This is a genomic window from Pseudonocardia sp. EV170527-09 (assembly GCF_008369905.1).
Taxonomy (GTDB): Bacteria; Actinomycetota; Actinomycetes; order Mycobacteriales; family Pseudonocardiaceae; genus Pseudonocardia.
Window position 1 is genome coordinate 1 of record NZ_VRMC01000094.1, and the last position, 22163, is coordinate 22163.

General features: G+C 72.6%; 23 protein-coding genes and 2 pseudogenes. 20 read left to right on the top strand and 5 right to left on the bottom strand.

The genetic code is table 11. The features are described from left to right. Together FVA95_RS23170 and FVA95_RS23175 are read right to left on the bottom strand one after the other, a co-directional pair. Window positions 1-317, bottom strand: a 317-nt coding sequence (locus tag FVA95_RS23170) for a leucine zipper domain-containing protein (RefSeq protein WP_149664620.1), incomplete at its 3' end; no start/stop codon positions are given. Between the two features lie 115 nt (window positions 318-432). Then, entirely contained in the window at window positions 433-1647 is a 1215-nt protein-coding gene (locus FVA95_RS23175; RefSeq protein ID WP_149666036.1) for an FAD-dependent monooxygenase, read from the bottom strand. Between the two features lie 67 nt (window positions 1648-1714). Between FVA95_RS23175 and FVA95_RS23180 the strand changes: the two genes are divergently transcribed. Beyond that, window positions 1715-4750, top strand: a complete 3036-nt coding sequence (locus FVA95_RS23180; RefSeq protein ID WP_149666037.1) for a bifunctional [glutamine synthetase] adenylyltransferase/[glutamine synthetase]-adenylyl-L-tyrosine phosphorylase — start codon at window positions 1715-1717, stop codon at window positions 4748-4750. Here the strand turns inward: FVA95_RS23180 and FVA95_RS23185 are convergent. Continuing rightward, window positions 4729-5694 (bottom strand): MerR family transcriptional regulator, encoded by a 966-nt coding sequence (locus tag FVA95_RS23185; protein ID WP_149666038.1) that lies wholly within the window; start codon window positions 5692-5694, stop codon window positions 4729-4731. The two genes, FVA95_RS23180 and FVA95_RS23185, sit on opposite strands and share 22 nt — an antisense overlap. 98 nt (window positions 5695-5792) lie before the next feature. On the opposite strand from FVA95_RS23185, the pseudogene FVA95_RS33135 reads away from it, so the two are divergent. The 11 genes and pseudogenes from FVA95_RS33135 to FVA95_RS23225 all read left to right on the top strand — a co-directional run. After that, a pseudogene (locus FVA95_RS33135) lies at window positions 5793-6254 on the top strand (LLM class flavin-dependent oxidoreductase); the annotation flags it as partial. 136 nt (window positions 6255-6390) lie between these two features. Then, entirely contained in the window at window positions 6391-6627 is a 237-nt protein-coding gene (locus FVA95_RS33140) for a hypothetical protein (RefSeq protein ID WP_240051683.1), read from the top strand. A 26-nt stretch (window positions 6628-6653) separates the two neighbouring features. Further along, window positions 6654-7367: a M50 family metallopeptidase gene (locus FVA95_RS23195; RefSeq protein WP_240051681.1), complete on the top strand. Its 714-nt coding sequence runs from the start codon at window positions 6654-6656 to the stop codon at window positions 7365-7367. A gap of 12 nt (window positions 7368-7379) precedes the next feature. Next, window positions 7380-7802, top strand: coding sequence for a nitroreductase/quinone reductase family protein (locus FVA95_RS23200; protein ID WP_149666039.1), 423 nt, complete (start codon window positions 7380-7382; stop codon window positions 7800-7802). 68 nt (window positions 7803-7870) lie between these two features. Beyond that, window positions 7871-8305 (top strand): heme-binding protein, encoded by a 435-nt coding sequence (locus tag FVA95_RS23205; RefSeq protein ID WP_020626168.1) that lies wholly within the window; start codon window positions 7871-7873, stop codon window positions 8303-8305. Window positions 8306-9052: 747 nt separating this feature from the next. Further along, the gene (locus tag FVA95_RS23210) at window positions 9053-9319 is read left to right on the top strand and encodes a GlsB/YeaQ/YmgE family stress response membrane protein (protein ID WP_149666040.1); all 267 of its coding nucleotides are present in this window, start codon (window positions 9053-9055) and stop codon (window positions 9317-9319) included. Window positions 9320-9500: 181 nt separating this feature from the next. Beyond that, complete coding sequence (locus FVA95_RS23215) at window positions 9501-10052, top strand: barstar family protein (RefSeq protein ID WP_161992401.1); 552 nt, start codon at window positions 9501-9503, stop codon at window positions 10050-10052. Between the two features lie 214 nt (window positions 10053-10266). Continuing rightward, window positions 10267-10464: pseudogene (locus tag FVA95_RS33145) on the top strand (cold-shock protein); the annotation flags it as partial. 30 nt (window positions 10465-10494) lie between these two features. Next, a complete protein-coding gene (locus tag FVA95_RS33725; RefSeq protein WP_304627189.1) occupies window positions 10495-11115 on the top strand; it encodes a cold-shock protein in 621 nt (206 codons plus the stop codon). Then, window positions 11034-11213 carry a cold-shock protein gene (locus tag FVA95_RS33160; protein ID WP_240051679.1) on the top strand — a complete coding sequence of 60 codons (180 nt, stop codon included), beginning with the start codon at window positions 11034-11036 and terminating at the stop codon, window positions 11211-11213. The genes FVA95_RS33725 and FVA95_RS33160 overlap by 82 nt, the downstream gene beginning before the upstream one ends. Before the next feature lie 395 nt (window positions 11214-11608). After that, window positions 11609-12616 carry an amidohydrolase family protein gene (locus tag FVA95_RS23225; RefSeq protein WP_240051680.1) on the top strand — a complete coding sequence of 336 codons (1008 nt, stop codon included), beginning with the start codon at window positions 11609-11611 and terminating at the stop codon, window positions 12614-12616. 1160 nt (window positions 12617-13776) lie between these two features. On the opposite strand, the gene glnA is transcribed toward FVA95_RS23225, so the two are convergent. Continuing rightward, entirely contained in the window at window positions 13777-15198 is a 1422-nt protein-coding gene (glnA, locus tag FVA95_RS23235) for a type I glutamate--ammonia ligase (RefSeq protein ID WP_020626170.1), read from the bottom strand. 184 nt (window positions 15199-15382) lie between these two features. On the opposite strand from glnA, the gene FVA95_RS23240 reads away from it, so the two are divergent. Continuing rightward, window positions 15383-15853 (top strand): RDD family protein, encoded by a 471-nt coding sequence (locus FVA95_RS23240; RefSeq protein ID WP_149666044.1) that lies wholly within the window; start codon window positions 15383-15385, stop codon window positions 15851-15853. Between the two features lie 10 nt (window positions 15854-15863). Here FVA95_RS23240 and FVA95_RS23245 read toward each other — a convergent pair whose 3' ends face one another. Next, window positions 15864-16541 carry a GntR family transcriptional regulator gene (locus FVA95_RS23245; RefSeq protein WP_020626172.1) on the bottom strand — a complete coding sequence of 226 codons (678 nt, stop codon included), beginning with the start codon at window positions 16539-16541 and terminating at the stop codon, window positions 15864-15866. Window positions 16542-16663: 122 nt separating this feature from the next. On the opposite strand from FVA95_RS23245, the gene FVA95_RS23250 reads away from it, so the two are divergent. From FVA95_RS23250 to FVA95_RS31410, 7 genes are all read left to right on the top strand, one after another. Next, window positions 16664-17707: a LuxR C-terminal-related transcriptional regulator gene (locus FVA95_RS23250; protein ID WP_161992402.1), complete on the top strand. Its 1044-nt coding sequence runs from the start codon at window positions 16664-16666 to the stop codon at window positions 17705-17707. 299 nt (window positions 17708-18006) lie between these two features. After that, window positions 18007-18408 carry a heme-binding protein gene (locus FVA95_RS23255; protein ID WP_149666046.1) on the top strand — a complete coding sequence of 134 codons (402 nt, stop codon included), beginning with the start codon at window positions 18007-18009 and terminating at the stop codon, window positions 18406-18408. Next, window positions 18405-19265, top strand: coding sequence for an MIP/aquaporin family protein (locus FVA95_RS23260; protein ID WP_149666047.1), 861 nt, complete (start codon window positions 18405-18407; stop codon window positions 19263-19265). Before FVA95_RS23255 ends, FVA95_RS23260 begins: the two co-directional genes overlap by 4 nt. Further along, a complete protein-coding gene (locus tag FVA95_RS23265) occupies window positions 19262-19687 on the top strand; it encodes a diol dehydratase small subunit (protein WP_020626176.1) in 426 nt (141 codons plus the stop codon). The genes FVA95_RS23260 and FVA95_RS23265 overlap by 4 nt, the downstream gene beginning before the upstream one ends. Before the next feature lie 3 nt (window positions 19688-19690). After that, window positions 19691-21124 (top strand): propanediol/glycerol family dehydratase large subunit, encoded by a 1434-nt coding sequence (locus FVA95_RS23270; RefSeq protein ID WP_149666048.1) that lies wholly within the window; start codon window positions 19691-19693, stop codon window positions 21122-21124. Beyond that, the gene (locus FVA95_RS23275; RefSeq protein WP_226361963.1) at window positions 21121-21711 is read left to right on the top strand and encodes a propanediol/glycerol family dehydratase medium subunit; all 591 of its coding nucleotides are present in this window, start codon (window positions 21121-21123) and stop codon (window positions 21709-21711) included. The genes FVA95_RS23270 and FVA95_RS23275 overlap by 4 nt, the downstream gene beginning before the upstream one ends. A gap of 10 nt (window positions 21712-21721) precedes the next feature. Next, a complete protein-coding gene (locus FVA95_RS31410; protein WP_149666049.1) occupies window positions 21722-22012 on the top strand; it encodes a hypothetical protein in 291 nt (96 codons plus the stop codon). Window positions 22013-22163: the final 151 nt, after the last annotated feature.

The window sequence follows — 22163 nt, forward strand, 5'->3', positions numbered from 1 at the left end:
ACCGCGTGCACGGTCGAGGCGGCCATGCCCAGGCGCCCGGCGATCTGGACCGGGCCCAGCCGGTGCCGCCAGCGCAGCCGTACGATTCGCCGCACCAGACCGACACGGGTCTTCGTCGGTGAGGACCTCGGCCGTGAGCTGCGGTCGGCCATCCCCGCCGGCCCCTCGGCCCGGTAGCGGTCGGACCACTTCTTGGCGGTCCGCGCGGAGACCATGAACATTGTCGCGGCCGCGGTGTGGGTCCAGCCGTGCTCGACGACGAGTTGAGCGAGCCGCAGCCGGGCGCGCGGGGTCAGAGCGGCGTTAGCGTGGGACACGAAGGCCTCCGGTGGGTGAAGCGGTTCCTCGACAGCTCCACTTCACAACCGGAGGCCTTCGTCTGTCAGCCAGACTCACCGCCCCCGGACGGGACAACCTCCCTGGACATCACAGCTAGCGGGTGTTGCCCGACGCCCGGTGGTAACCGGCGAAGATCTCCTCCAGCTCGCCGGGCGTGATCACCGCGTCGAGGTCGTCGAAGCCGTCGGGCGCGCGGCGCTCGACCTCGTCGATGACCCGCTCCGGGCCGCCCGCCCGGTTGCGGAGCACGACGTCGGCGGTCATCGGCAGCCGCTCGGCCTCGTAGGCGGCCAGCGCCGCCACCGGGTCGCCGCCCGCGGCCAGGTGCCGGGCGAGGGACTCGGCGTCGAGGATCGCCTGCCCGGCGCCGTTGGAGCCCATCGGGACCATCGGGTGCGCGGCGTCGCCGAGCAGCGTGACCCGGCCGTGCGACCAGCGCGGCAGCGGGTCGCGGTCGCACATCGGGAACTCGAAGATCTCCGGTGTCGCCGCGACCAGCGCGAGGTGGTCGACGTCGTCGAGGTGGAAGCGGCGGGCGTGGGCGAGGGTCTCGTCGCGGTCGGCGGGCCGTGACCAGTCCTGACGCTGGGGGGCGGGGTCGCCGTCGGCGCCGGTCGCGATGCACACCGCCCAGTTCGTGAGGACCGTCCCCGGGGCGCTGCCGGCGCCGACCGGGTAGACCACCAGCTTGGCCGCGTTCCCGCCCGCCACGACCATCGAGCGGCCCCCGCGGAACGCCGGCCAGTCGGTCGCGCCGCGCCACATCGACACCCCGTTCCAGTGCGGCGGTCCCTCGTCGGGGAACAGGCCCGCGCGCACCGCGGAGTGGATGCCGTCCGCGCCGACCAGCACGTCGCCGGTCACGGTGGGCAGCGCGTCGTCGGTGAACCGGACCCGGACGCCGTCCGCGGACCGCTCGATGCCGTCGACCCGGTGCCGGGTACGGATCGCGTCGGGCCCCAGCCGTGCGCGCACGGCGTCGGCGAGCATCCGGTGCACCCGGCCGCGGTGCCCGGCGACCTGCGGGAAGGCGAACCCGGCCGCCACCCCGCAGGGCCTGCGCAGGATCGGCCGGCCGAGCCGGTGGGCGTAGGTGAGGTCGGTGGTCGCGACACCGACCTCGGCCAGCTCCGCGGACAGGCCGAGCCCGTCGAGGACCCGCACGGCGTGCGGCAGCAGGTTGAACCCGACACCGAGCTCGCCCGCGCCGGAGCCTTGCTCGACGACCGTGGACCCGATCCCGGCCCGCTCCAGCGCGAGGGCCGTGGTCAGTCCTCCGATACCCCCACCGACGATCAGGACGTGCATTCCCCGAGCCTGACCGCTGAGCGCCCCTGGGGGAAGGGCCGCCCGCGATGGGGCAGGATCACCGGTCATGGACCGTCGCACGGGGACCTCGCTGGCCCGGCTCGGCCTCACCGGTGAGGACGCGGCCACGACCCTGCGTGGTCTGGGCTGGTGGGCGACCGACGGACCGGTGCCCGGCTGCGAGGAGATCATGTGGGCGCTGGCCCGCAGCCCCGACCAGTCCCTCGCGCTGCGCGCGGTCGAGCGGCTGGCGCAGACCGCCCCGTGGCCCGCGATCGACCGGGCGCTGTGCACCGACCGGGGGCTGCGCGGGCGGCTGTTCGCGACCCTGGGATCGTCGACGGCGCTGGGCGACCACCTCGTCCGCCACCCGGACCGCTGGCCGCTGCTGGCCGACACCGCCGAGCGCGGGGACCCACCGCCGGACCTGGCCCGGCGCACCGCGAACCTGCTGCGCGCGGTCGGCGCCGACCCGGATGCGCCGACGCCGGGGACGGTCGGGGGAGCGCGGGCGTCGCTGACCGGGGCCGAGGCCGTCGCCGCGCTCCGTACGGCCTACCGCGACGAGCTGCTCGGCCTCGCCTCGGCCGACCTGGCCGCCGTCGGGGACCCGGAGCTGCCGGTGATGGAGGTCGACGACGTCGCGGCCCAGCTCGCCGACCTCGCCGAGGCCGCGCTGGCGGCGTCGCTGGCGGTGGCCGCGGCCGAGCAGGACCCGCCGGACGAGCTGCGGCTCGCGATCATCGGCATGGGCAAGTGCGGCGGCCGGGAGCTCAACTACGTCTCCGACGTCGATGTCGTGTTCGTCGCCGAGCCCGGCGGGGACCTCACCCCGGCCGCGACGAAGCTCGCGTCGCGGGTCATGCGCATCGCGGGGGAGGCCTGCTTCGAGGTCGACGCGAACCTGCGCCCCGAGGGCCGTCAGGGTGCGCTGGTGCGGACCCTGGACGGGCACGTGTCCTACTACCGGCGGTGGGCCAAGACCTGGGAGTTCCAGGCGCTGCTCAAGGCCCGTCCGATCGCCGGGGACCCCGAGCTGGGCCGCTCCTACGTCGAGGCCCTCGACCCGATGGTGTGGCAGGCGTGCACCCGCGACGACTTCGTCGGCGAGGTGCAGGCCATGCGTGCCCGGGTCGTCGAGAACATCCCCTCCGATCAGCGCGAACGCGAGCTGAAGCTCGGCCGCGGCGGGCTGCGCGACGTCGAGTTCGCCGTCCAGCTGCTGCAGCTGGTGCACGGCCGGACCGACGACACCCTGCACTCGGGCAACACCCTGGTCGCGCTGGCCGCCCTGTCCGAGCGCGGCTACGTCGGCCGCGACGACGGCGCCAACCTCGCCGCGTCCTACCGGTTCCTGCGCCTGCTGGAGCACCGGCTGCAGCTGCAGAAGCTGCGTCGCACTCACCTGCTCCCGGCCGTCGACGACACCGACGGGCTGCGCTGGCTCGCCCGGGCCGCGCGGATCCGCCCGGACGGACGCCGCGACGTCGTCGGGGTGCTGGTCGACGAGTGGCAGCGCAACGCCCGCCGCGTCACCCGGCTACACGAGAAGCTGTTCTACCGGCCGCTGCTGTCGGCGGTGTCCCGGCTGGCCGCCGACGGCGCCGACGCCGTGCTGACCCCGGAGGCGGCGAAGGCACGGATGAAGGCGCTGGGCTGGGCGTCGCCGGAGGGGGCGTTGGGGCACCTACGGGCGCTCACCGGCGGGGTGTCGCGGGCCGCGTCGATCCAGCGCGCCCTGCTGCCGGTGCTGCTGGACTCGCTCTCGACCAGCCCCGACCCCGACCGCGGCCTGCTCGCCTACCGGCGGGTGTCCGAGGCACTCGCCGACACCCCCTGGTACCTGCGGCTGCTGCGCGACGAGGGCGCGGTCGCGCAGCGCCTGATGACCCTGCTCGGCACCTCGGCGCTGGTCCCGGACCTGCTGGCCCGCGCTCCGGAGGTGCTGCGGATGCTCGCCACCTCCTCCGGGGTGCAGAGCCCGGAGCTCACCCGGGACCCGGCCGAGGTGTCGATGGCGCTGCGCACCACCGTGGCCCGGCAGAACACACCGGAGATCGCGGTGGCGTCGGCGCGGTCCTACCGCCGGCACGAGATGCTGCGGGTCGCCTGCGCCGACCTGCTCGGCCTGCTGCCGGTCGACGCCGTCTGCACGGCGCTGAACTCGGTGAACGAGGCGGTGCTGGCCGCGACCCTGGACGCGGTGCTCCGCGCCGAGACCGAGCGCCCGGCCGCCCTGGCGGTGATCGGGATGGGCCGTCTCGGCGGCGGGGAGTCGAGCTACGGCAGCGACGCCGACGTCATGTTCGTCTGCGCGCCGGCCGAGGGGGTCGACGACCACACCGCGGTGCGGTGGGCGACCCGCGTCGTCGAACGGGTGCGACGGCTGCTGGGCTCGCCGAGCCCGGACCCCGCGCTGCCGGTCGACGCGGACCTGCGCCCGGAGGGTCGCTCCGGGCCGATGGTGCGCACCCTGGCCTCCTACCGCGAGTACTACGCCCGCTGGGGCGAGGTGTGGGAGGCCCAGGCGCTGCTGCGGGCCCGCCCGATCGCGGGGGACCGGACGCTGGGCCGCGAGTTCACCGCGCTGGTCGACCCGATCCGCTACCCGGCCGACGGGCTGTCGGCGGCGTCGGTGTCGGAGATCCGGCGGATCAAGGCCAGGGTCGACGCCGAGCGGTTGCCGCGTGGGGCGGACCGCTCCACCCACACGAAGCTGGGCCTGGGCGGGCTCGCCGACGTCGAGTGGACGGTGCAGCTGCTGCAGCTCCAGCACGCGGGCGACGTCCCCGAGCTGCGCACCCCCTCGACGCTGGAGGGGCTGCACGAGGCCGCGGAGGCCGGGCTGATCGGCGCCGAGGACGCCGCCGAACTGGAGGAGGGCTGGCGCACCGCCACCGCGGCCCGCAACGCGATCATGCTGGTGAAGGGCAAGCCCGGCGACCAGCTCCCGCGTTCGGGGCGGGAGCTGGCCGCCGTCGCCGTTGCGCTCGGGTACCCGGCGGGCGGCGACCCGGGGGAGTTCCTCGACGACTACAAGCGCGTCACGCGGCGGGCCCGCGCCGTCGTCGAGCGGGTGTTCTACGGCTGGTCCGAGGACTGAGCGACGGGTGCGGACCGCAGCGCCGCGGCGAACCACTCGTACGCCGGGATCGTCGGCTCCCGGGCCGGCCACCCGTTGAGGACACCGAGCAGCGTCCAGTAGCGCTCGACGCGGCGGTCGGCGAACAGGTCGACCGTGTCCGCCCAGGCGGCCCGGTCGGCCACCGAGAGCCCTGCGACGCCGGGGATCCGCTCCAGCGCCGCGGCCGCCGCGGGTGAGGCCGGGTCGACCCCCGCGGCGAGTGCGCCCCCGGCGTGTTCGGCCACCGCGGCCGGGTCGGCCTGGCGCTCGCGGTGTTCGGAGACGGTGGCGCCGGCGACGGCCATCTCCCGGCAGCGGGCTCGGAAGCCCGGGTCGCCGACCAGCTCGGCCAGCTCCACCCAGGCCCCGACCTGCTCGGGGGTCGGGTCGTCGGGCAGCTCGGCCGGCATCGACCGCATCGCGGTGGCGATGCCCGCGCCGGGCGCGTCGGCGTCGACGCCGGCGAAGGCCTCGTTCACGAAGTCGTCGATCAGGTGCTGCCGCTGGGCCGCGGACAGCCGGGCGAGGTCGTTCATCAGGGTCACGCTCCGTTCGTCGGGTCGGATGTCGCCGTCTCCGGTGCGGGCCAGCAACGTGCACACCGCGCGCTGGGCCCGCAGCTCCCGGATCCGGTCGTCCAGGGCCCGGACGTGTGCCGCCGCGATCTCGCCGACCCCCCGTCGGCGGGACAGCACGGCGCGCACGTCGTCCAGGCCCAGCCCGAGCTCGCGCAGGGTGCGCACGAGGTCGAGCCGTGCGACCGCGGCCGGTCCGTAGACCCGGTGGCCCGCGCCGTTGCGGTCGGCGGGGACGAGTCCCTCGTCGGACCAGAAGCGGAGCGTGCGCACGGGAACCTCGCTGCGCCGGGCGAGCTGCCCGATCGTCAGCGTGACAAGGTGGTCATCGGTACGTGGTGCGGTCACGGGGTACAGCCTCGGGGGTTCCAGCGACTGGAGGTCAAGTGCGAATCGGATTCGGGATCCCGCAGTTCGGTGCGGCCGCTGCCCACGTGGACGGGACCATGCGGTTCGCCGCGGGCGCCGAGGAGCGCGGGGCGGCGAGCCTGTGGGCCGGCGACCGGCTGCTGGTGGCCGTCGACCCGACAGTCGGCTACGGCGGCGGGCCCGGCGGCCCGGGCAGCGTGCCCGAGCAGTTCACCGCGGCGCACGACCCGCTGGCGCTGCTGACCGCTGCGGCCGCGGTCACCGCGCGGGTGCAGCTCGGTACCAGCACGCTCAACGCACCCTGGTACCCGGCGGCGCTGCTGGCCCAGCAGGCGGCGACGATCGACAACCTGTCCGGCGGCCGGCTGCTGCTGGGGCTCGGCACCGGCTGGTCGCCCGAGGAGTACGACGCCGTGGGTGTCCCGATGCGCGAGCGCGGCGCCCGGCTCGACGAGACCCTCGACCTGTTCGACGCCTGGTGGCACGACGACCCGGTGGAGTTCGCCGGCCGGTTCGCGAGCGTCGCACCGTCGTACGTGCACGCCAGGCCGCAGCACGTGCCGGTCTACCTCGCCGGGTTCAGCCCCCCGGGCGCGGCGGCGGATCGCCGAACGGGCCGACGGGTTCCTGCCGGTCCTCACCTCCGACGTCACCGACCTCGACGCCGCGGTCTCGGTGCCCTGGGCGGACCTGCGCGCCGCCGCGGCCGCGGCGGGCCGTCCCGCCGACGCGGTCGGCGCCGTGCTGCGGGTGAACCCGAAGCCGGGGGAGACCGTCGCCGACGCGGCCGCGCTGGTGCGCCGGGCCGGCACCGACACCGACGTCGACCACGCTTTCGTCGACCTCATGTACCTGGCCGACGACACCGACTCGGCGCTGGAGGCGGTCGAGGAGATCCTCGGCGCGGTCTGACCGGACCCCGCTGGTTCACTGGGGCCGTGGCAGACCTGGACGTGATCACCCGCGGGTACGAGCTCGTCGCGGCCCGGCCGGCGTCGCTGCTGGCCGCGCTGCTGGCACTGGTGGTCGTCGCGTGGCGGCCGACCTGGCGGCTGACGCGGACCGCGGTCACGATCGCCCACGAGGGCGGTCACGCACTCGTCGCGGTGCTGGTCGGGCGCGGCCTGGCCGGGATCCGGCTGCACGCCGACTCCTCCGGCGTCACGCACTCCACCGGCGCCGGGCGTGGGCCCGGCGTGGTCGCGATGTTCTTCGCCGGGTACGTCTTCCCGCCGCTGCTCGGCCTCGGCGGCGCGGTGCTGGTCGCCGCCGACGCCGCGCAGGCGATGCTGTGGATCGCCGTGGTGCTGCTCGCGGCGACGCTGCTGCAGATCCGGAACCTCTACGGCGGGCTGGCCGTCGTCGCCACCGGGGCGGTGCTCGTGCTCGTCGCGCTGCGCGCCCCGGCCGACCTGCGCACCGGGTTCGCCGCCGCGCTGACCTGGTTCCTGCTGTTCGGCGGGGTGAAGGCCTGCCTGGAGCTGCGCCGGGGTCGTCGCGGGGGCAGGCTGCGTCACTCCGACGCCGATCGCCTCGCCGAGCTCACCCCGCTCGGCGGCGGGGCGTGGGCGGCACTGTTCGTCCTCCTCGCGGTCGCCGCCACGCTCGGCGCGTGCTGGGTCGTGTTCGCCCCCGGCGGGGCGCCGGCCTGACAGCATGGGGCCATGGCAGAGGACTTCAACACCAGGGTGATCCGCGAGTTCCGCGAGAACGACGGCCGGGTCGGGGAGCCGTTCACCGGGCTGCCGATGATCCTGGTCCACCACATCGGCGCGAAGAGCGGCACCGAGCGCATCGCGCCGCTGCGCTGGTTCGCCGACGGCGACCGCTGGGTCGTCGTCGCCTCCGCGGCGGGCGCACCGAAGCACCCCGCGTGGTTCCACAACCTGCTCGCCCACCCCGACGTGACCGCCGAGATCGCCGACGGTCACGGCGCGGTCGAGACCGTCCAGGTGCACGCGGCCGAGCTCGACGACGCCGACCGCGACCGCGTCTGGACGTGGATCAAGGAGAACAACGGCGGCTTCGCCGACTACGAGCGCCGGACCGACCGCAGGATCCCGCTGGTCGGCCTCACCCGGCGCTGACCGCCGCCCCGCCCGGTGCGTGGGGCCGGAGTGGGCGTGCCCGCGGGGGTGATGGCAGGGTTCCCGGCATGACCATCTCCCTAGAGCAGGCCCAGACCATCACCGCCGCTGCCCTGGCCCACGGCACCGAGCAGGGCTTCAACCCGCTCACGGTCGCCGTGCTCGACCCGGGCGGCGCGATCGTCGCGCTGGCCCGCCAGGACGGCTCGGGCTTCCTGCGTCCCGACCTCGCCGTCGGCAAGGCCAGCGGGGTGCTCGCCCTCGGCATGACCAACCGCGCGATAGCCGCGCGCGCCGCGGACTCCCCGGAGTTCTTCACCTCGGTGGCGAACCTCGCCGGCGGCAAGATCCTCTCCGTGCCCGGCGGTGTCTTCGTCAAGGACGCCGACGGCACGCTGCTGGGTGCCGTCGGCGTGACCGGCGACGCCTCGCTGAACGACGAGGCGGCCGCCGTCGCGGGCATCGAGGCCGCCGGTCTGGTCGCGGTCACCGGCGCCGAGTAGTCCCCGCGAGTACTTCCGGCGGGTAGTTCCCGCGAGTAGCTCCTGTATGTGCCGCGCCCCCGGGCGACGAGGTCAACCCGGGGACGCGGAGGGGACACGATCCTGCCGCCGAGGAAGGATCGTGCACGTGCGTGGTCGCCCCGGAGGGCACGGAGCGAGGCTGCGGTGCGCGCGTGGCCGGTGCCGTTCCTTGGACACCCGGTCGATGTCATCGAACGGAGTAGGTGGGCCGGCGTGGCCCGCACTCCGTGTGACCTGGAACACGGTAGCTCTGAGTCAAGCATCCGAGTTCCACTCCTGTCAACGAGTCCGCGGACGCGGTCGGTGAGAGGATCACTGCACCGATTCCGCGTTTGGGATGCTCCGAGCGGCCCTGACCACGAGCGGGTGTCGCCGGCTCGGTCGTGCCGGTCGCGTGACGCGTGTGCATCCGGGAGGACCCCGACCGTGGGAACTCCGGCACCTGATGGTGGGGCAGGGGTGTTCCGCGATGTTCCCGTGACCGGCGGTGGTTAGCGTCGTCGACGTCCTACACGACATCGGGAACTGCGTGGTGGCGACGGGTGTACACCGGCGGCACCGGGCGTCTCCACGGTGCCGTTCGGAGCGGGCCGACGTCCTGTCGTCGCCTGATCGCATCCGAACGGTGACCACCGGGGACGTTTCGCCACGACCCCCACGGGTCACTCGATGCCGACCGGTCAGATTCGGTTCGTCACGAACGGACCGTAAGCGAGGGAGACAGACATGGGCATCATCGCGTGGATCGTGCTGGGGCTGATTGCGGGCGCCATCGCCAAGGCCATCATGCCGGGCAAGGACCCGGGCGGAATCATCATCACCCTGATCCTGGGTGTCGTCGGAGCCCTGCTCGGCGGCTGGATCGGCAGCGCCGTGTTCGGCGTCGGTCTCGGCGGGTTCTTCAACATCTCCACCTGGCTGCTCGCCATCGTGGGTGCGCTGATCCTGCTGGCGATCTACCGCGTGATCGTGGGCCGCAAGGTTCGCGCCTGACACGCGCGTAACACCCTCGTCGGAGCCCGCCCGGAACTCTTCGGGCGGGCTCCGACGTATGTGCGGGCCCGATCCTGCGAGCGAGGCGGGTAGCGGCCCGGTCGATCGAGGAGGACGTGCCGTGCTGTCACGGCGAGAACGTCCTCCAGTTCTCTGTGCATGCCGTGTAGGGGGAGAAGCGTTGTCGACCACGTCGGAGTTCTGGCTCGACGTTCACTCTGAGATCTCGCGTGTCGCAGGAATGGAGCTGTCGACGAAGGATGCGGCGGACGGCGACTGGTTGCGCCGGTCGCAGTACAACCGGGTGATCGACTCTGCTGTCGCACGGGTCGCGCGACGGAGGGGAATCCACCGGGTCCTGGTCCAGGGGCAACGGTGTCGCACGTACAAGGATGCGCTCCGCAGTCTGGGGGACGCTCTCGAGCTGCCGGGCTACTACGGCCAGAACTACGACGCGCTCGACGAGTGCCTCAGGGAGCTGCTGGAGATCGACGATGGGCACCTGGGGGCCGTCTTCGGGGATCGAGTGGGGCGCCCGGCCTCCGGATTGTTGGTGGTGATCGACTACGCCGAGAACCTGCTGGCCGAGGAGTCCTCTCAGGAACTCGCCACGCTGATGTCGGTACTTGAACGGGCCGCGCATCCATTGCCGGATCCGCTGGGTCGACCTGCGCCGCGGACCGGTTCGTTCGACGTCCTGCTGTTCAGTCGAGGGTCGGAGAGGCACGGCTGAGGGGCGTTCGTCGACCGGTCCTCGGTGGTTCCCCCGCTTCCTCTGTGCGGTCGCGCTCGCGTCGATGAGCGTGCTGCCCGACATCTCCCGCGGCATCTCGGTGCCGGGTGTCGGAGGCCGGCTCGTCCCGCCTCTTGGTGGGCCCGGCCCGTCGCACCGCGAGGGCCGTCGGGGAGACTGGGCAGGTATCCGCCCTTCCGATCTGGAGCTCTTCATGCCGCACGGGACCGTCCGCTGGTTCGACGCCGAACGGGGTTTCGGCTTCCTCGCCCCCGAGGACGGTTCGCCGGACGTGTTCGTGCACGCCTCGGAGATCGTCGGGGGCGGCGGCGCACCCGTGCTCCGCGAGGGCCAGGCCGTGGAGTTCGAGCTCGGCGAGAACGACCGCGGCCCCCAGGCGCTGCGCGTCCGGGTCACCGCCGACGCGGCCGCCGGCAGCGCCGTGGGCCTGCTCGGCACCGTCAGCTGGTACGAGCCGGCCAAGGGCTACGGCTTCGCGACGCCGGACGGCGGCGGCGCCGACATCTTCGTGCACAGTTCCGCCATCGTGACCGGCGGCGTGGTCGCCGAGGGTCAGCGGGTGGCCTTCCTGATCGTCGAGGGTGAGCGCGGCCCGCAGGCCGGGCACGTGATCCCGCTGGGGGAGGGGGCGGGCCTGCCCGCCGCGAACGGCGAGGCGGACGGCGACGACGGCGCCGACGGAACGGTGACCTGGTACGACGAGGGCAAGGGCTTCGGCTTCGTCACCCCCGACTCCGGCGACGAGGACGTCTTCGTCCACGCCAGGGCACTGGCCGAGGGACTGACGTGGCTCGCGGAGGGCGACCGCATCGCCTTCGAGGTGGCGCAGGCGGAGAAGGGCCCCAGGCCCGTGACGTGCACCTGGTCCGCAGCGGCGAGCCCTCGACGGCGCGGCGGCCCGCTCCCGCCGCCGGACCGGCGTCGCGGGACGTTCCGGCACGGGGCGGCGAGGGCGTCGTCGTGCGCTACGACGAGGAGCGAGGCTTCGGGTTCATCTCCCCGGACGCCGGCGGGGACGACCTGTTCGTCCACGTGTCCGTGATCCGCGACGCCGAGCCGCTGCAGAAGGGCGACCGGGTCCGCTACGCGGTGCGCCAGAGCGACCGGGGCCCGCAGGCCGACCGCGTCGAACGTCTCTGACGTCCCGAACGCCTCGACGAGGTGGCCCGTCTCACGGCCTGAGGACGGCCTGGGGTGTACTTCTTGCAGAGGTCGGTCAGGGGCAGTCCGATGATCAGCAGGTGTGGCGCTGTGTGGTCCTGACCGTTGCTCGGTGGGCGAGGCTTGACCAGGAGATCGCACACCGCATCGAGCCCCGTTCGCGCATGACGCCGCGCCGTACCACGGCGGAGGACCTCCCTGTAGTAGAAGGCCGCAGCCTCCCGCACGATCGCCCGGAATGGGCCTAAAGTCCTTCTGGGTCGTGTCCAGTACGGGCTCGGCACAACGAGAGGATGCGCATGGGGCGCGGCTTGGTCCTGAGAGACGTCCGGGTCTTCGACGGTGGAGAGCTCAGTGCTCCTGTCGATGTTGCCGTGGTCGACGGCCTGATCGCAACGCACTCGGACGACGCGCAGGTCGTTGACGGACATGGCGCGGTCCTACTCCCGGGGCTGATCGACGCGCACGTGCACGTCGAGACGGTCCAGCAGCTGCAGGCGTACGGACGATGGGGTGTCACGTCCGTGCTGGACATGGGAAGCCCCGACTGGGCGGCGGCGTTGCGTGGGCGTGCAGGGCTGGCCGACCTGCGCGGCGCCGGTGCGGTGGCGTGTGCGCCGCGAGGTCGCGCCGTGTCGAAGATGGGCTACCCCTCGTCCAGCGTTGTCCACGGGCCATCAGATGCGCGGAGGTTCGTTGCCGATCGCATCGCTGACGGGGTCGACCACATCAAGATCGTTCTGGAGGAGCGCCTTCCGTTCAAGCCGAAACCTCTGGACGAGGCCACCGTGTCGGCGATCGTGGCGGAAGCTCACGCGGTCGGTGTCCTGGTGTGTGTCCACGCGACGTCGACCAGGAGCTTCCAGGCCGCAATCCGGGCTGGAGCCGACGTCCTCACCCACACACCGCTTACGGCGGCGCTCGACGAGACGGACGCGCTGGTTATGAAGCACGAGGGGCTTGCAGTGGTGCCCACCCTGGTGATGATGAAAAAGCTCGTCGAGCGGTTCCCCGCACCCGTCAAGCCGAAGAGGATCGCTTATGCGAACTCCTCCGACACGGTGGGGGTACTGCGGCGGGCCGGTGTGAAGATCCTCGCCGGCACCGATGCCAACAGTGACCCGACGGCCCCGAACACCATCGAGCACGGTGCAGCTCTGCACGATGAGCTGCAGCTGCTCGTCGACGCTGGCCTCACTCCTGCCGAGGCTCTCACGTCCGCTACCGCGACCACGGCCGAGGTGTTCGGTCTCTCCGACCGCGGACGCATCCGACAGGGATACCGTGCCGATCTGCTTCTCGTCGACGGCGACCCCACAGTCGACATCGCTGCCACTCGCGAGATCCGCGGCGTATGGATCGGTGGACAGGAGGTGCGCTGAGCACCGATCTCATGCGACGTGGACCGGCGCCGACCACACGACGTCAGGCAGGTGGCCGAGAGAGGTAGGGCTCGTGGGGAAGGCCGTCGCGATCACGCGTGCTCGCTCAGCTCGCCGGTCGGGCCCGTGTGAACGGGCTTGACCTGACCGGGGGCGAACGGGCAGATCGGGCAGCTGACCAAGCGGGTTCTGGAGTCCGCGTTCGCGGGTGAGATCACCGACCATCTCGGCTGTGAAGCCCACGACCCGACCAGGCGCGACGGGAAGAACTCCCGCAACCGCTGCAGATCACACGTCGTAGGAGCGATCCCGGCGATCTGCGCCCAGCGGCGATCGTCAGGATCCCAACTCTGACCCTCGCCTCCGTCTTCTAGGACGCGGACCCCACGCCCGTGCTGCTGGCCGGTGCGTCTGCGGTGCGCCGGTGATCCTCGGTGAGCGCCCGGTCCCGACGTGACCGGGCACGGTCGAGGTACCAGCTCCAGAGCGTCAGCAGCAGACCGGTCGCGACCATGATGGCGCCGACCCACGGAGTAGCTCGGAGTCGGCCCGCGCTACAAGGTTCGCTGACTCGATCCGACCGCCGGTCGAAGCTCCTTCCGCAAGTTCGCAGGTCAATGGCACGACTGCGCGCGCACGTCTACCCCTACTGTGGTGACGTCGAACTACGCGCCATCGGTCCGGCCAGCGGTGCAGGGCTGGGGGCGGAAGCTCCAGCAACGGGGACTGGCGAAGGCCTGCCGCTGCTGACGACGAGCGCCTTCGTCGCGATCCATGCGCAGCACGTCGGTTGGCGCTCGCATGTGGAGCGGGATGTCGGCTCCGTCAAGAGGAGGAATTCGGTGTCGGGTTCGACGACGTTCAGGGCGGCGTTCTGCGAGTGGCGCGACAGAACAATCGAGAAGTACCCACCACTCCCCATGACGCTGCCGTGGCGAGACCTCGACGGTGATCCAGTGACGGTCCCACTTCTCGCGTGGACCCGCGCCGCGCGGACGAGGCGGGCGGTGGACGCGGTCCTGGCGGCCGGGGACGACGACGGCCCGTCCACCCCCGAGTAGCCAGGGGAGAACGGGCCGGTCGTGTGGACGCTGGACGGCCTGGTAACGGCCTGATCATGGCGCCTGACCCTGTTCTACCAGGTCAGACGCCATGATCTGTCAGACGTCGTAGTACAGGGCGAACTCGTACGGGTGCGGGCGCAGCCGCAGCGGGTCGATCTCGTTCTCCCGCTTGTAGGAGATCCAGGTCTCGATCAGGTCCGGGGTGAACACGCCGCCCTCGAGCAGGTAGTCGTGGTCGGCCTCGAGCTTGTCGATGACCGCACCCAGCGAGGACGGGACCTGCGCGATGTCCTTGGCCTCCTCGGGCGGGAGCTCGTAGAGGTCCTTGTCGATCGGCGCCGGCGGCTCGATCTTGTTCTTGATGCCGTCGAGACCGGCCATCAGGATCGCCGAGAACGCCAGGTACGGGTTGCCCGACGAGTCGGGGCAGCGGAACTCGACGCGCTTGGCCTTCGGGCTGTCACCGGTCAGCGGGATCCGGATGCAGGCCGAGCGGTTGCGCGCGGAGTAGACCAGGTTGACCGGTGCCTCGAAGCCCGGGACCAGGCGGTGGTAGGAGTTCACCGTCGGGTTGGTGAACGCCAGCAGCGACGGAGCGTGGTGCAGCAGGCCGCCGATGTAGTAGCGGGCGGTGTCGGACAGGCCGCCGTAGCCGGACTCGTCGTGGAACAGCGGCTGGCCGTCCTTCCACAGCGACGAGTGCACGTGCATGCCCGAGCCGTTGTCGCCGAACAGCGGCTTCGGCATGAAGGTGGCGGTCTTGCCGTTCTGCCACGCCACGTTCTTCACCAGGTACTTGAAGAGCATGACGTCGTCGGCCGCACGCAGCAGCGTGTCGAACTTGTAGTTGATCTCGGCCTGGCCGGCGGTGCCGACCTCGTGGTGCTCGCGCTCCACCTCGAAGCCCGACGCCTGCATCGCGGTGACGATGTCGGCGCGCAGGTCGGCGTAGTGGTCGACCGGCGGGACGGGGAAGTAGCCGCCCTTGTAGTTGACCTTGTAGCCCAGGTTGCCCCCGACCTCCTCGCGGCCGGTGTTCCACCAGCCCTCCGCGGAGTCGATGTGGTGGTAGGCCTGGTGCGGGTCGGTGCCGAACCGGATCGAGTCGAAGACGTAGAACTCCGCCTCGGGCGCCATGTAGGCGGTGTCGGCGATGCCGGACGCGGCCAGGTACTCCTGCGCCTTGCGGGCCACGTTCCGCGGGTCCCGGGAGTACGGCTCGCCGGTGATCGGGTCGTGGACGAAGAAGTTGATGTTCAGCGTCTTGTGCTTGCGGAACGGGTCGACGCGCGCGGTGGTGGTGTCCGGGAACAGCGCCATGTCGGACTCGTTGATCGCCTGGAAACCGCGGACGGAGGAGCCGTCGAAGGCGGCGCCGTTCTCCAGGAGGTCGCCGGCCGTCTTGGCGGGGACGGTGAGGTGCTGCATGACGCCGGGCAGGTCGCAGAACCTGATGTCGACGTACTCGACCTTCTCGTCCGAGATGTACTTGAGTACCTCTTCGGCGTTGCTGAACACTCTCTCGGGCTCCTTCATTCGCTGGTGGAGATCGTGGGTGACGGTAGGAGCGGCGTGTTGCTCACCCATCACTCATCTGTTTCACCGACGTTAACTGACCCGACCGCGAGATCGATCACGTTCGTCATCGGTGTCCGGTCCGGTCCCGCTCGGTGCTGCGGTTACGCCGCCTACGCTAGAGAGCATGGCCCGTTGGATCGAGTCCTGGCTCCCCGGTTCATCCGCAGGAGGTTCCACCCCTGCCGGACACCCCGGAGAGCGCTTCGGGCTGCCCGCGACCGGCCACTACTCGGTCGCCGGGTTCGGGCGCCGGATCGCCGGCGTCGTCCTCGACTGGTTCCTGGCCTACCTGCTGGTGCTGCTGGTCGCCGGGGTCGACGCGCTCGGCTCCCCGGAGTTCGGCTGGTGGGTCCTCGGGACCTGGTTCGTGATCACCGCGCTGACCGTGTCGGTGCTCGGCACCGCGCCGGGGCACCTCGCACTGGGCATGCGCGTCGCGCGCACCGACATGGCGACCCACGTCGGCGTGCCGCGGGCGCTGCTGCGCACCGCGATGATCGCGGTGGTGCTGCCGCCGTTCCTGCGCGACGCCGACGGCCGCGGCTGGCACGACCGCGCCAGCCGGACGGTCGTCGTGCGGGTGCTGCGGGGCTGAGTCCGGCGGGTCAGACGCTCACCGGGGGAGTGCCCAGCACCGACGCCCGGGTGCCGGCCAGGTGCACCCGCAGCACGGCCACCGCCGCCTCGGTGTCCCGGGCGCGCAGCCCGGCGAGCAGCTGCCGGTGCTCGGAGACCAGACGCTCGGCGCGGCCGGGGAAGCGCCCGCCGAGGGCGCCCATGTTCATCCGCAGCTGCCGGTCGCGCAGCGAGCCGTAGACCTCCAGCAGGATGCTGCGGCACCCGGCCCGCACCAGCACGGTGTGGAACGCCCGGTCGGCCTCGACGAAGGCGAGCTCGTCGCGGGAGGCGACGGCGGCGAGCTGGTCCTCGATCGCGGCGTCCATCGCGGCGGCGATGTGGGCGAGGGTCTCGTCGTCGACCCCGACGACGGTGGCGATCGCGTGCGACTCGATCACGTCCCGGGCCTCGACCACGGCGTCCACCTCGCCGGGGGAGACCGGCACGACCAGCGCACCGCGCTTCGGGAAGAGCTTCAGCAGCCCCTCGGCCTGCAGCTGCAGGAACGCCTCGCGGACCGGGGTCCGGCTCAGCTGCAGCGGCCGCGCGACCTGTCCCTCGCTGATGAGCTCGCCCGCGGGCAGGGTCCCGTCGAGGATGCCGGCCTTGGTGAACCGGTACGCCCGTTCGGCGGCGGTCCCGCCCGCCCGTGACCCGTCGTCCACGTCCGAATCATGCCTGACCGCGCCCGCCCCGGATCCGAGAGGCTTGCCCGCCCCGGTCGACGTCCCTACCGTTCATCCCCAAGGACGCGGCATAGATGCAAGATGGATACCGGGAGGACCGGGTGATCCTCGCTCACGGTGCGGTGCAGGACCGGGGTGTGACGCCGCTCCTCGACGACCTCGTCCGGCGCACCACCCAGCGCCTCGGCGGAGGTGGCGGGGCCGTGACGCTGCTCGGTGACCGGGCGCCGGTGGTCCACCGTGAGCCCCTGCCCCCGGTCGACGACGTGTTGGCCCGGCTGGTCCGGGAACCGCGCACCCTCCTGATGGAGGGGGACGGCCCCGGCAGGTCGGACGTGCTCGGCACCCCCCTCTGGTGGGACGACGAACTGCTCGGGGCCTGTGCTTTCGGTGGGGGTGGATCCTTCTCCGCCAGCGACGTCGCCGCGGTCGAGGGATTCGCCGCGCAGGCCGCCGTCGCGGTGATGGCGGTGCGGCTGCTCACCGAGGCCCCGGTCGCTGCGACCGCGGACGCCGGGCACCGGCTGCTCCCCGAGCTGCGGGCCGAGCTGGACCGTGCCCTGCGCGCGCTCGGGGCCCGGGGCGGCGTCGTCACCCTGGGCACCGAGCGGGTGCCGGACCCGGTCGTCGCGACCGGGGTGCGCGAGGTCGCGCGGCTGCTGCTCGACAACGCGGTGCTCCACTCCGGCGCGGGCACGCTGCGGGTGGGGCTGGCGTTCGAGGCGGGCGAGGTCCGCCTGCTCGTCGACGACGACGGCCGCGGCTTCGACCCCGTCACCGCGCCCCGGTCCGGGCTGGACCGGGTCGAGTCCACCGTGCGCGCCGCGGGTGGCCGGCTGGAGATCGACAGCGTCCCGGGCTGGGGGACGCGGGTGCGGGCCTGCTGGCCCGATCCACCCACCCCCTACGCAGCCGGTCCGCTCGCGGCGCCCCCCACGGGCCTGCAGCCGGCCCGCGGCCAGCACCTGCTGACCCTGCGCGAACGGGAGGTCCGCGCGCTCGTCGAGCAGGGCCTGGCGGACAAGCAGATCGCCACCCGGCTGGCCATCTCGGTCAAGACGGTGGAGAAGCACGTCGGCGCGGTGCTGCGCAAGACCGGCGCCCGCAACCGGACCATGCTCGCCCGCTTCGGCGCGGCCACCTGAGCATTCCCGGCTCCCCGAGCACACCCGGCCACCCGCCGCGGATCCCCCGGGCGAGGGCGTTCCGATACTCCACACGGTCACCCCACACGGTCACCCCACACGGTCACCCCACACGGTCACCCCGCACGATCGAGGCGTCCGGGCGCCGGACGGCTGGGCCGGACGGCCCTCCCCGGAGGGTGTGGGGGTGGGGGTGAGGTAGGGAGACTCCTCATACCTCGCGGGTGCCCGCGCTCCTAGCGTCGTCGACGCACCCGGTACGGACCGGGTCGCCCGACTCGACGAGGAGTGAGGCCCGGATGGCACGACTGACCCTCCAGGACGCCGAGAAGGCGCTGGCCGCCGGACTGGCGAAGGCGACCGAGATCGGCCAGCCGATGAACGTCGCGGTCGTCGACGACGGCGGTCATCTGCTGGCCTTCGCCCGCCAGGACGGCGCGATCCGCGCGAGCATCGACATCGCCCAGCGCAAGGCGCGCACTTCGATCCTGATGGACCTGCCGACCGCCGCGCTGACCCCGCTGGTGCAGCCGGGCGCCGAGCTCTACGGCCTGGAGCACACCGCGGGCGGGATGGTCGCCTTCGGCGGCGGCATCCCGGTCCACCGCGACGGCGAGCTGGTCGGCGCGGTCGGGGTCAGCGCGGGCTCGGTGGAGCAGGACGTGACGGTGGCCGAGGCCGCCGTCGCGGCACTGGCGTGAGCCGGGGGGACGCCGGCGAGCTCGCCGCGGAGTTCGCCGGGACGTTCGTCCTGATCCTCATCGGCTGCGGCACGGTCGCCCAGGTCGTCACCTCCGACGGCGCCGCGGGCGACTGGTCGACGCTGGTGTGGGGCTGGGGTGTCGCGGTCACCATGGGCGTCTACGTCGCCGGCCGGGTGAGCGGCGCCCACCTCAACCCGGCCGTCACCCTGGCACTGGCGGTGTTCAAGGGCTTCGCCCGGCGCAAGGTCGCGCCCTACTGGCTGGCCCAGACCGCGGGCGCGTTCCTCGCCGCCCTGGTCGTGCGTGCCGTCTACGCCGGCCCCATCGCGGCGGTCGACCCCGGCCACACCGTCGCCACCCAGACCATCTTCTCGACCCTGCCCGGTGAGCACGTCTCGATCCTCGCCGCGTTCGGTGACCAGATCGTCGGCACCGCCCTGCTGGTGTTCGTGATCTTCGCGCTGACCAACGCGCTCAACAACCCGCCCGGCGCCAACATGGCTCCGTTCATGATCGGCTTCCTGGTCGTCGGCATCGGGATCGCCTTCGGTGCCAACGCCGGCTATGCCATCAACCCGGCCCGTGACCTGGGCCCGCGTCTGGCCTCGTTCGTCTCCGGGTACGACACCGCGTTCGTCACGAGCACCGGCGTCCCGTACTGGTGGCTGCCGATCGTCGCCCCGCTGCTCGGCGGCCTGATCGGTGGCGGCGCGTTCGTCCTGCTGGTCGAGCGCTTCCTCGCCCCTGCCGAGCTGGAGGCCGCCGCCACCGGCGACGTGCCGGTCGGCCGCATCCCGCACCCGGAGGTCCCGGCCGAGCCGGCCGTGGCGTCCCGCCTGGAGGAGACCCGATGAGCACCACCCTCGGCCCCGCCGACTACCCGCTGTCCGTGCAGCGGCCCGACCTGCTGCGCACCCCGACCGGCCGGCCGCTCTCGGAGGTCACCATGGCCGCCGTCGTGTCCGGGGAGATCCGCAACGAGGACCTCCGCATCTCGGCCGAGACGCTGACGCTGCAGGGCGAGATCTCCGACGCCGTCGGCCGCCGCCAGCTCGCCGAGAACATGCGGCGCGCCGCGGAGCTGACCACCGTCCCCGATGAGGAGGTCCTCGCGATCTACAACGCGCTGCGGCCCCGCGCGTCGTCGGCCGCCCGGCTCGCGGAGATCGCCGACCGGCTGGAGAACGACTACGCCGCCACCACCTGCGCCGCGCTCGTCCGCGAGGCCGCGCAGGTCTACGCGGCCCGCGACCTGCTCGCCCGCGAAGGAGACTGACCGATGACCAGCACCCTGCCCGAGGCGGCCACCCCGGCGACCGGGGCCAGGACCTCGAAGCGCACCGACATGCTCGAGTCCCGCCCGGTCAACCTCGACGGGTTCGTCGAGGAGTGGCCCGAGAAGGGTCTCGTCGCGATGGAGAGCGACTTCGACCCCTCGCCGAGCGTGCGGGTCGAGAACGGCGTGATCGTCGAGATGGACGGGCGCGAGCGCGCCGCGTTCGACTTCATGGACACGTTCATCGCCGACCACGCGATCGACGTCGAGGTCGCCGAGCGCGCCACCGCGATCCCCTCGACCGACATCGCCCGGATGCTCGTCGACCCGGGCGTGACCCGGGCCGAGCTCCTCGACATCACCCGCGGCCTCACCCCGGCCAAGCTCCTCGACGTCGTCAAGCTGCTCAACGTCGTCGAGATCATGATGTCGATGCAGAAGATGCGGGCCCGCCGCAGCCCCGCCAACCAGGCGCACTCCACCAGCGCCCGGGACAACCCCATCCAGGTCGCGGCCGACGCCGCCGAGGCCGCGCTGCGCGGCTTCGCCGAGATGGAGACCACCCTCGGGGTCCTGCGCTACGCCCCGCTCGTCGCCATCGGCCTGCAGGTCGGCGCCCAGTCCGGACGCGGCGGCGTCATCACCCAGTGCGCGCTGGAGGAGGCCACCGAGCTCGACCTGGGCATGCGCGGCATCACCGGCTACGCCGAGACGATCTCGGTCTACGGCACCGAGTCCGTGTTCGTCGACGGCGACGACACCCCGTGGTCGAAGTCGTTCCTCGCCAGCGCCTACGCCTCCCGCGGCATCAAGATGCGCTTCACCTCGGGCACCGGGTCGGAGGTGCAGATGGGCAACGCCGAGGGCAGCTCCATGCTGTTCCTCGGGTCGAACCTCGACGTCGAGGACTACGACGACTGGAACACCATCCAGCGCGACCTGCAGATCGACGGCGGCCTGCGCCACGTCCGGGAGCCGGAGATCCTCGCCGTGCGGGAGAAGGCCGCCCGCGCGATGCAGGCCGTGTTCGCCGAGCTGGACCTGCCGCGGATCACCGACGAGGAGATCGAGGCGGCCACCTACGCCAACTCCAGCGCCGACTACCCGCTGCGCGAGGTCCTGGAGGACCTCAAGGGCGCCCAGTCGGTCATGGACCGCGGCATCACCGGACTCGACCTGGTCAGGATCCTGGAGCGCACCGGCTTCCACGACGTCGCGGAGAACCTGCTGCAGGTCCTGCGCCAGCGGGTGTCGGGCGACCTGCTCCAGACCTCGGCGATCCTCGACGAGAACTTCGTCCCGCAGGCCGCCATCAACGACGCCAACGACTACGCCGGCCCGGGCACCGGCTACCGCCTGACCGGCGAGCGGTGGAACGCCCTCAAGAAGCTGCGTCACGTCACCAGTGCCGAGAACCCCGAGGAGGAGGTCTCGTGAGCATCGCGACCGACAACCCCGCCCCGACCCCGCTGTCGTTGACCGAGGTCGGGCCCGCCGAGCGCGGCACCCGCCCCGACGAGGTCGTCATCGCGGTGTCCCCGGCGTTCGCCGGGTTCTTCACCCGCACGATCGTGAACGTCCCGCACGCCGAGGTGCTCCGCCAGCTCATGGCGGGCATCGAGGAGCAGGGCGTCACCTCGCGGCTGATCCGGGTGTGGGACACCGCCGACCTGGCGGCCATCGCCCACACCGGCGCGAAGCTGTCCGGCTCCGGCATCTGCGTGGGTCTGCTGTCGCGGGGCACCACGATGATCCACCAGAAGGACCTCGCCCGGCTGTCGAACCTGGAGCTGTTCCCGCAGTCGCCGCTGCTCGACGCCGAGGTGTTCCGCGGCATCGGCTCCAACGCCGCCCAGTACGCCAAGGGGGAGTCGCCGCAGCCGGTGCCGACCCGCAACGACCAGATGGCCCGTCCCCGCTGGCAGGCCAAGGCGGCGCTGCTGCACCTCAAGGAGTTCGAGCAGATCCGCCACGGGGTGCGTCCGGTCGAGGTCACCCTCGGTGCATCGGTCGACGCGGGTTGAAGGAGACACGGTGCACGGGACGGACGGCTCGCGGCTGGTCGTGGGCGTGGACATCGGCAACTCGACGACCGAGGCCTGCGTGGCCTCGATCGACGCGCACGGCCGGGTCGACCACCTCGGGACCGCCCTGACCCGCACCACCGGGGTCAAGGGGACCCCGGACAACACCGCCGGTGCGGTGACCGCGGTCCGCCGGGCGCTGGAGGAGGCCCGGCGGGCCGTGGCGGGCCTGTGCAACGAACGGTGGTTCCGGCCCGACACGCCGGACCTCAGCGTCCGGCGGGATGGGCACTGTGAGTGATGACATCAGACCCTATGGGCTCTGCTGAGAACGAGACGGGTTCGGGTCGGCGGTTCTCGCCCGAGCAGGCCGCCGCAGCGGCGATGGTGGCCGACGCCCGAGCGCGGGGGCTGGAACTGACCGGCCCGGACGGCTTGTTGAAGCTGTTCAC

Coding starts and splice junctions, on each gene's coding strand:
- FVA95_RS23175 (WP_149666036.1), bottom strand. CDS start 1,647: ATGCACGTCCTGATCGTCGGTGGGGGTATCGGAGGACTGACCACGGCC.
- FVA95_RS23180 (WP_149666037.1), top strand. CDS start 1,715: ATGGACCGTCGCACGGGGACCTCGCTGGCCCGGCTCGGCCTCACCGGT.
- FVA95_RS23200 (WP_149666039.1), top strand. CDS start 7,380: ATGGCAGAGGACTTCAACACCAGGGTGATCCGCGAGTTCCGCGAGAAC.
- FVA95_RS23205 (WP_020626168.1), top strand. CDS start 7,871: ATGACCATCTCCCTAGAGCAGGCCCAGACCATCACCGCCGCTGCCCTG.
- FVA95_RS23210 (WP_149666040.1), top strand. CDS start 9,053: ATGGGCATCATCGCGTGGATCGTGCTGGGGCTGATTGCGGGCGCCATC.
- FVA95_RS23240 (WP_149666044.1), top strand. CDS start 15,383: ATGGCCCGTTGGATCGAGTCCTGGCTCCCCGGTTCATCCGCAGGAGGT.
- FVA95_RS23255 (WP_149666046.1), top strand. CDS start 18,007: ATGGCACGACTGACCCTCCAGGACGCCGAGAAGGCGCTGGCCGCCGGA.
- FVA95_RS23265 (WP_020626176.1), top strand. CDS start 19,262: ATGAGCACCACCCTCGGCCCCGCCGACTACCCGCTGTCCGTGCAGCGG.
- FVA95_RS23270 (WP_149666048.1), top strand. CDS start 19,691: ATGACCAGCACCCTGCCCGAGGCGGCCACCCCGGCGACCGGGGCCAGG.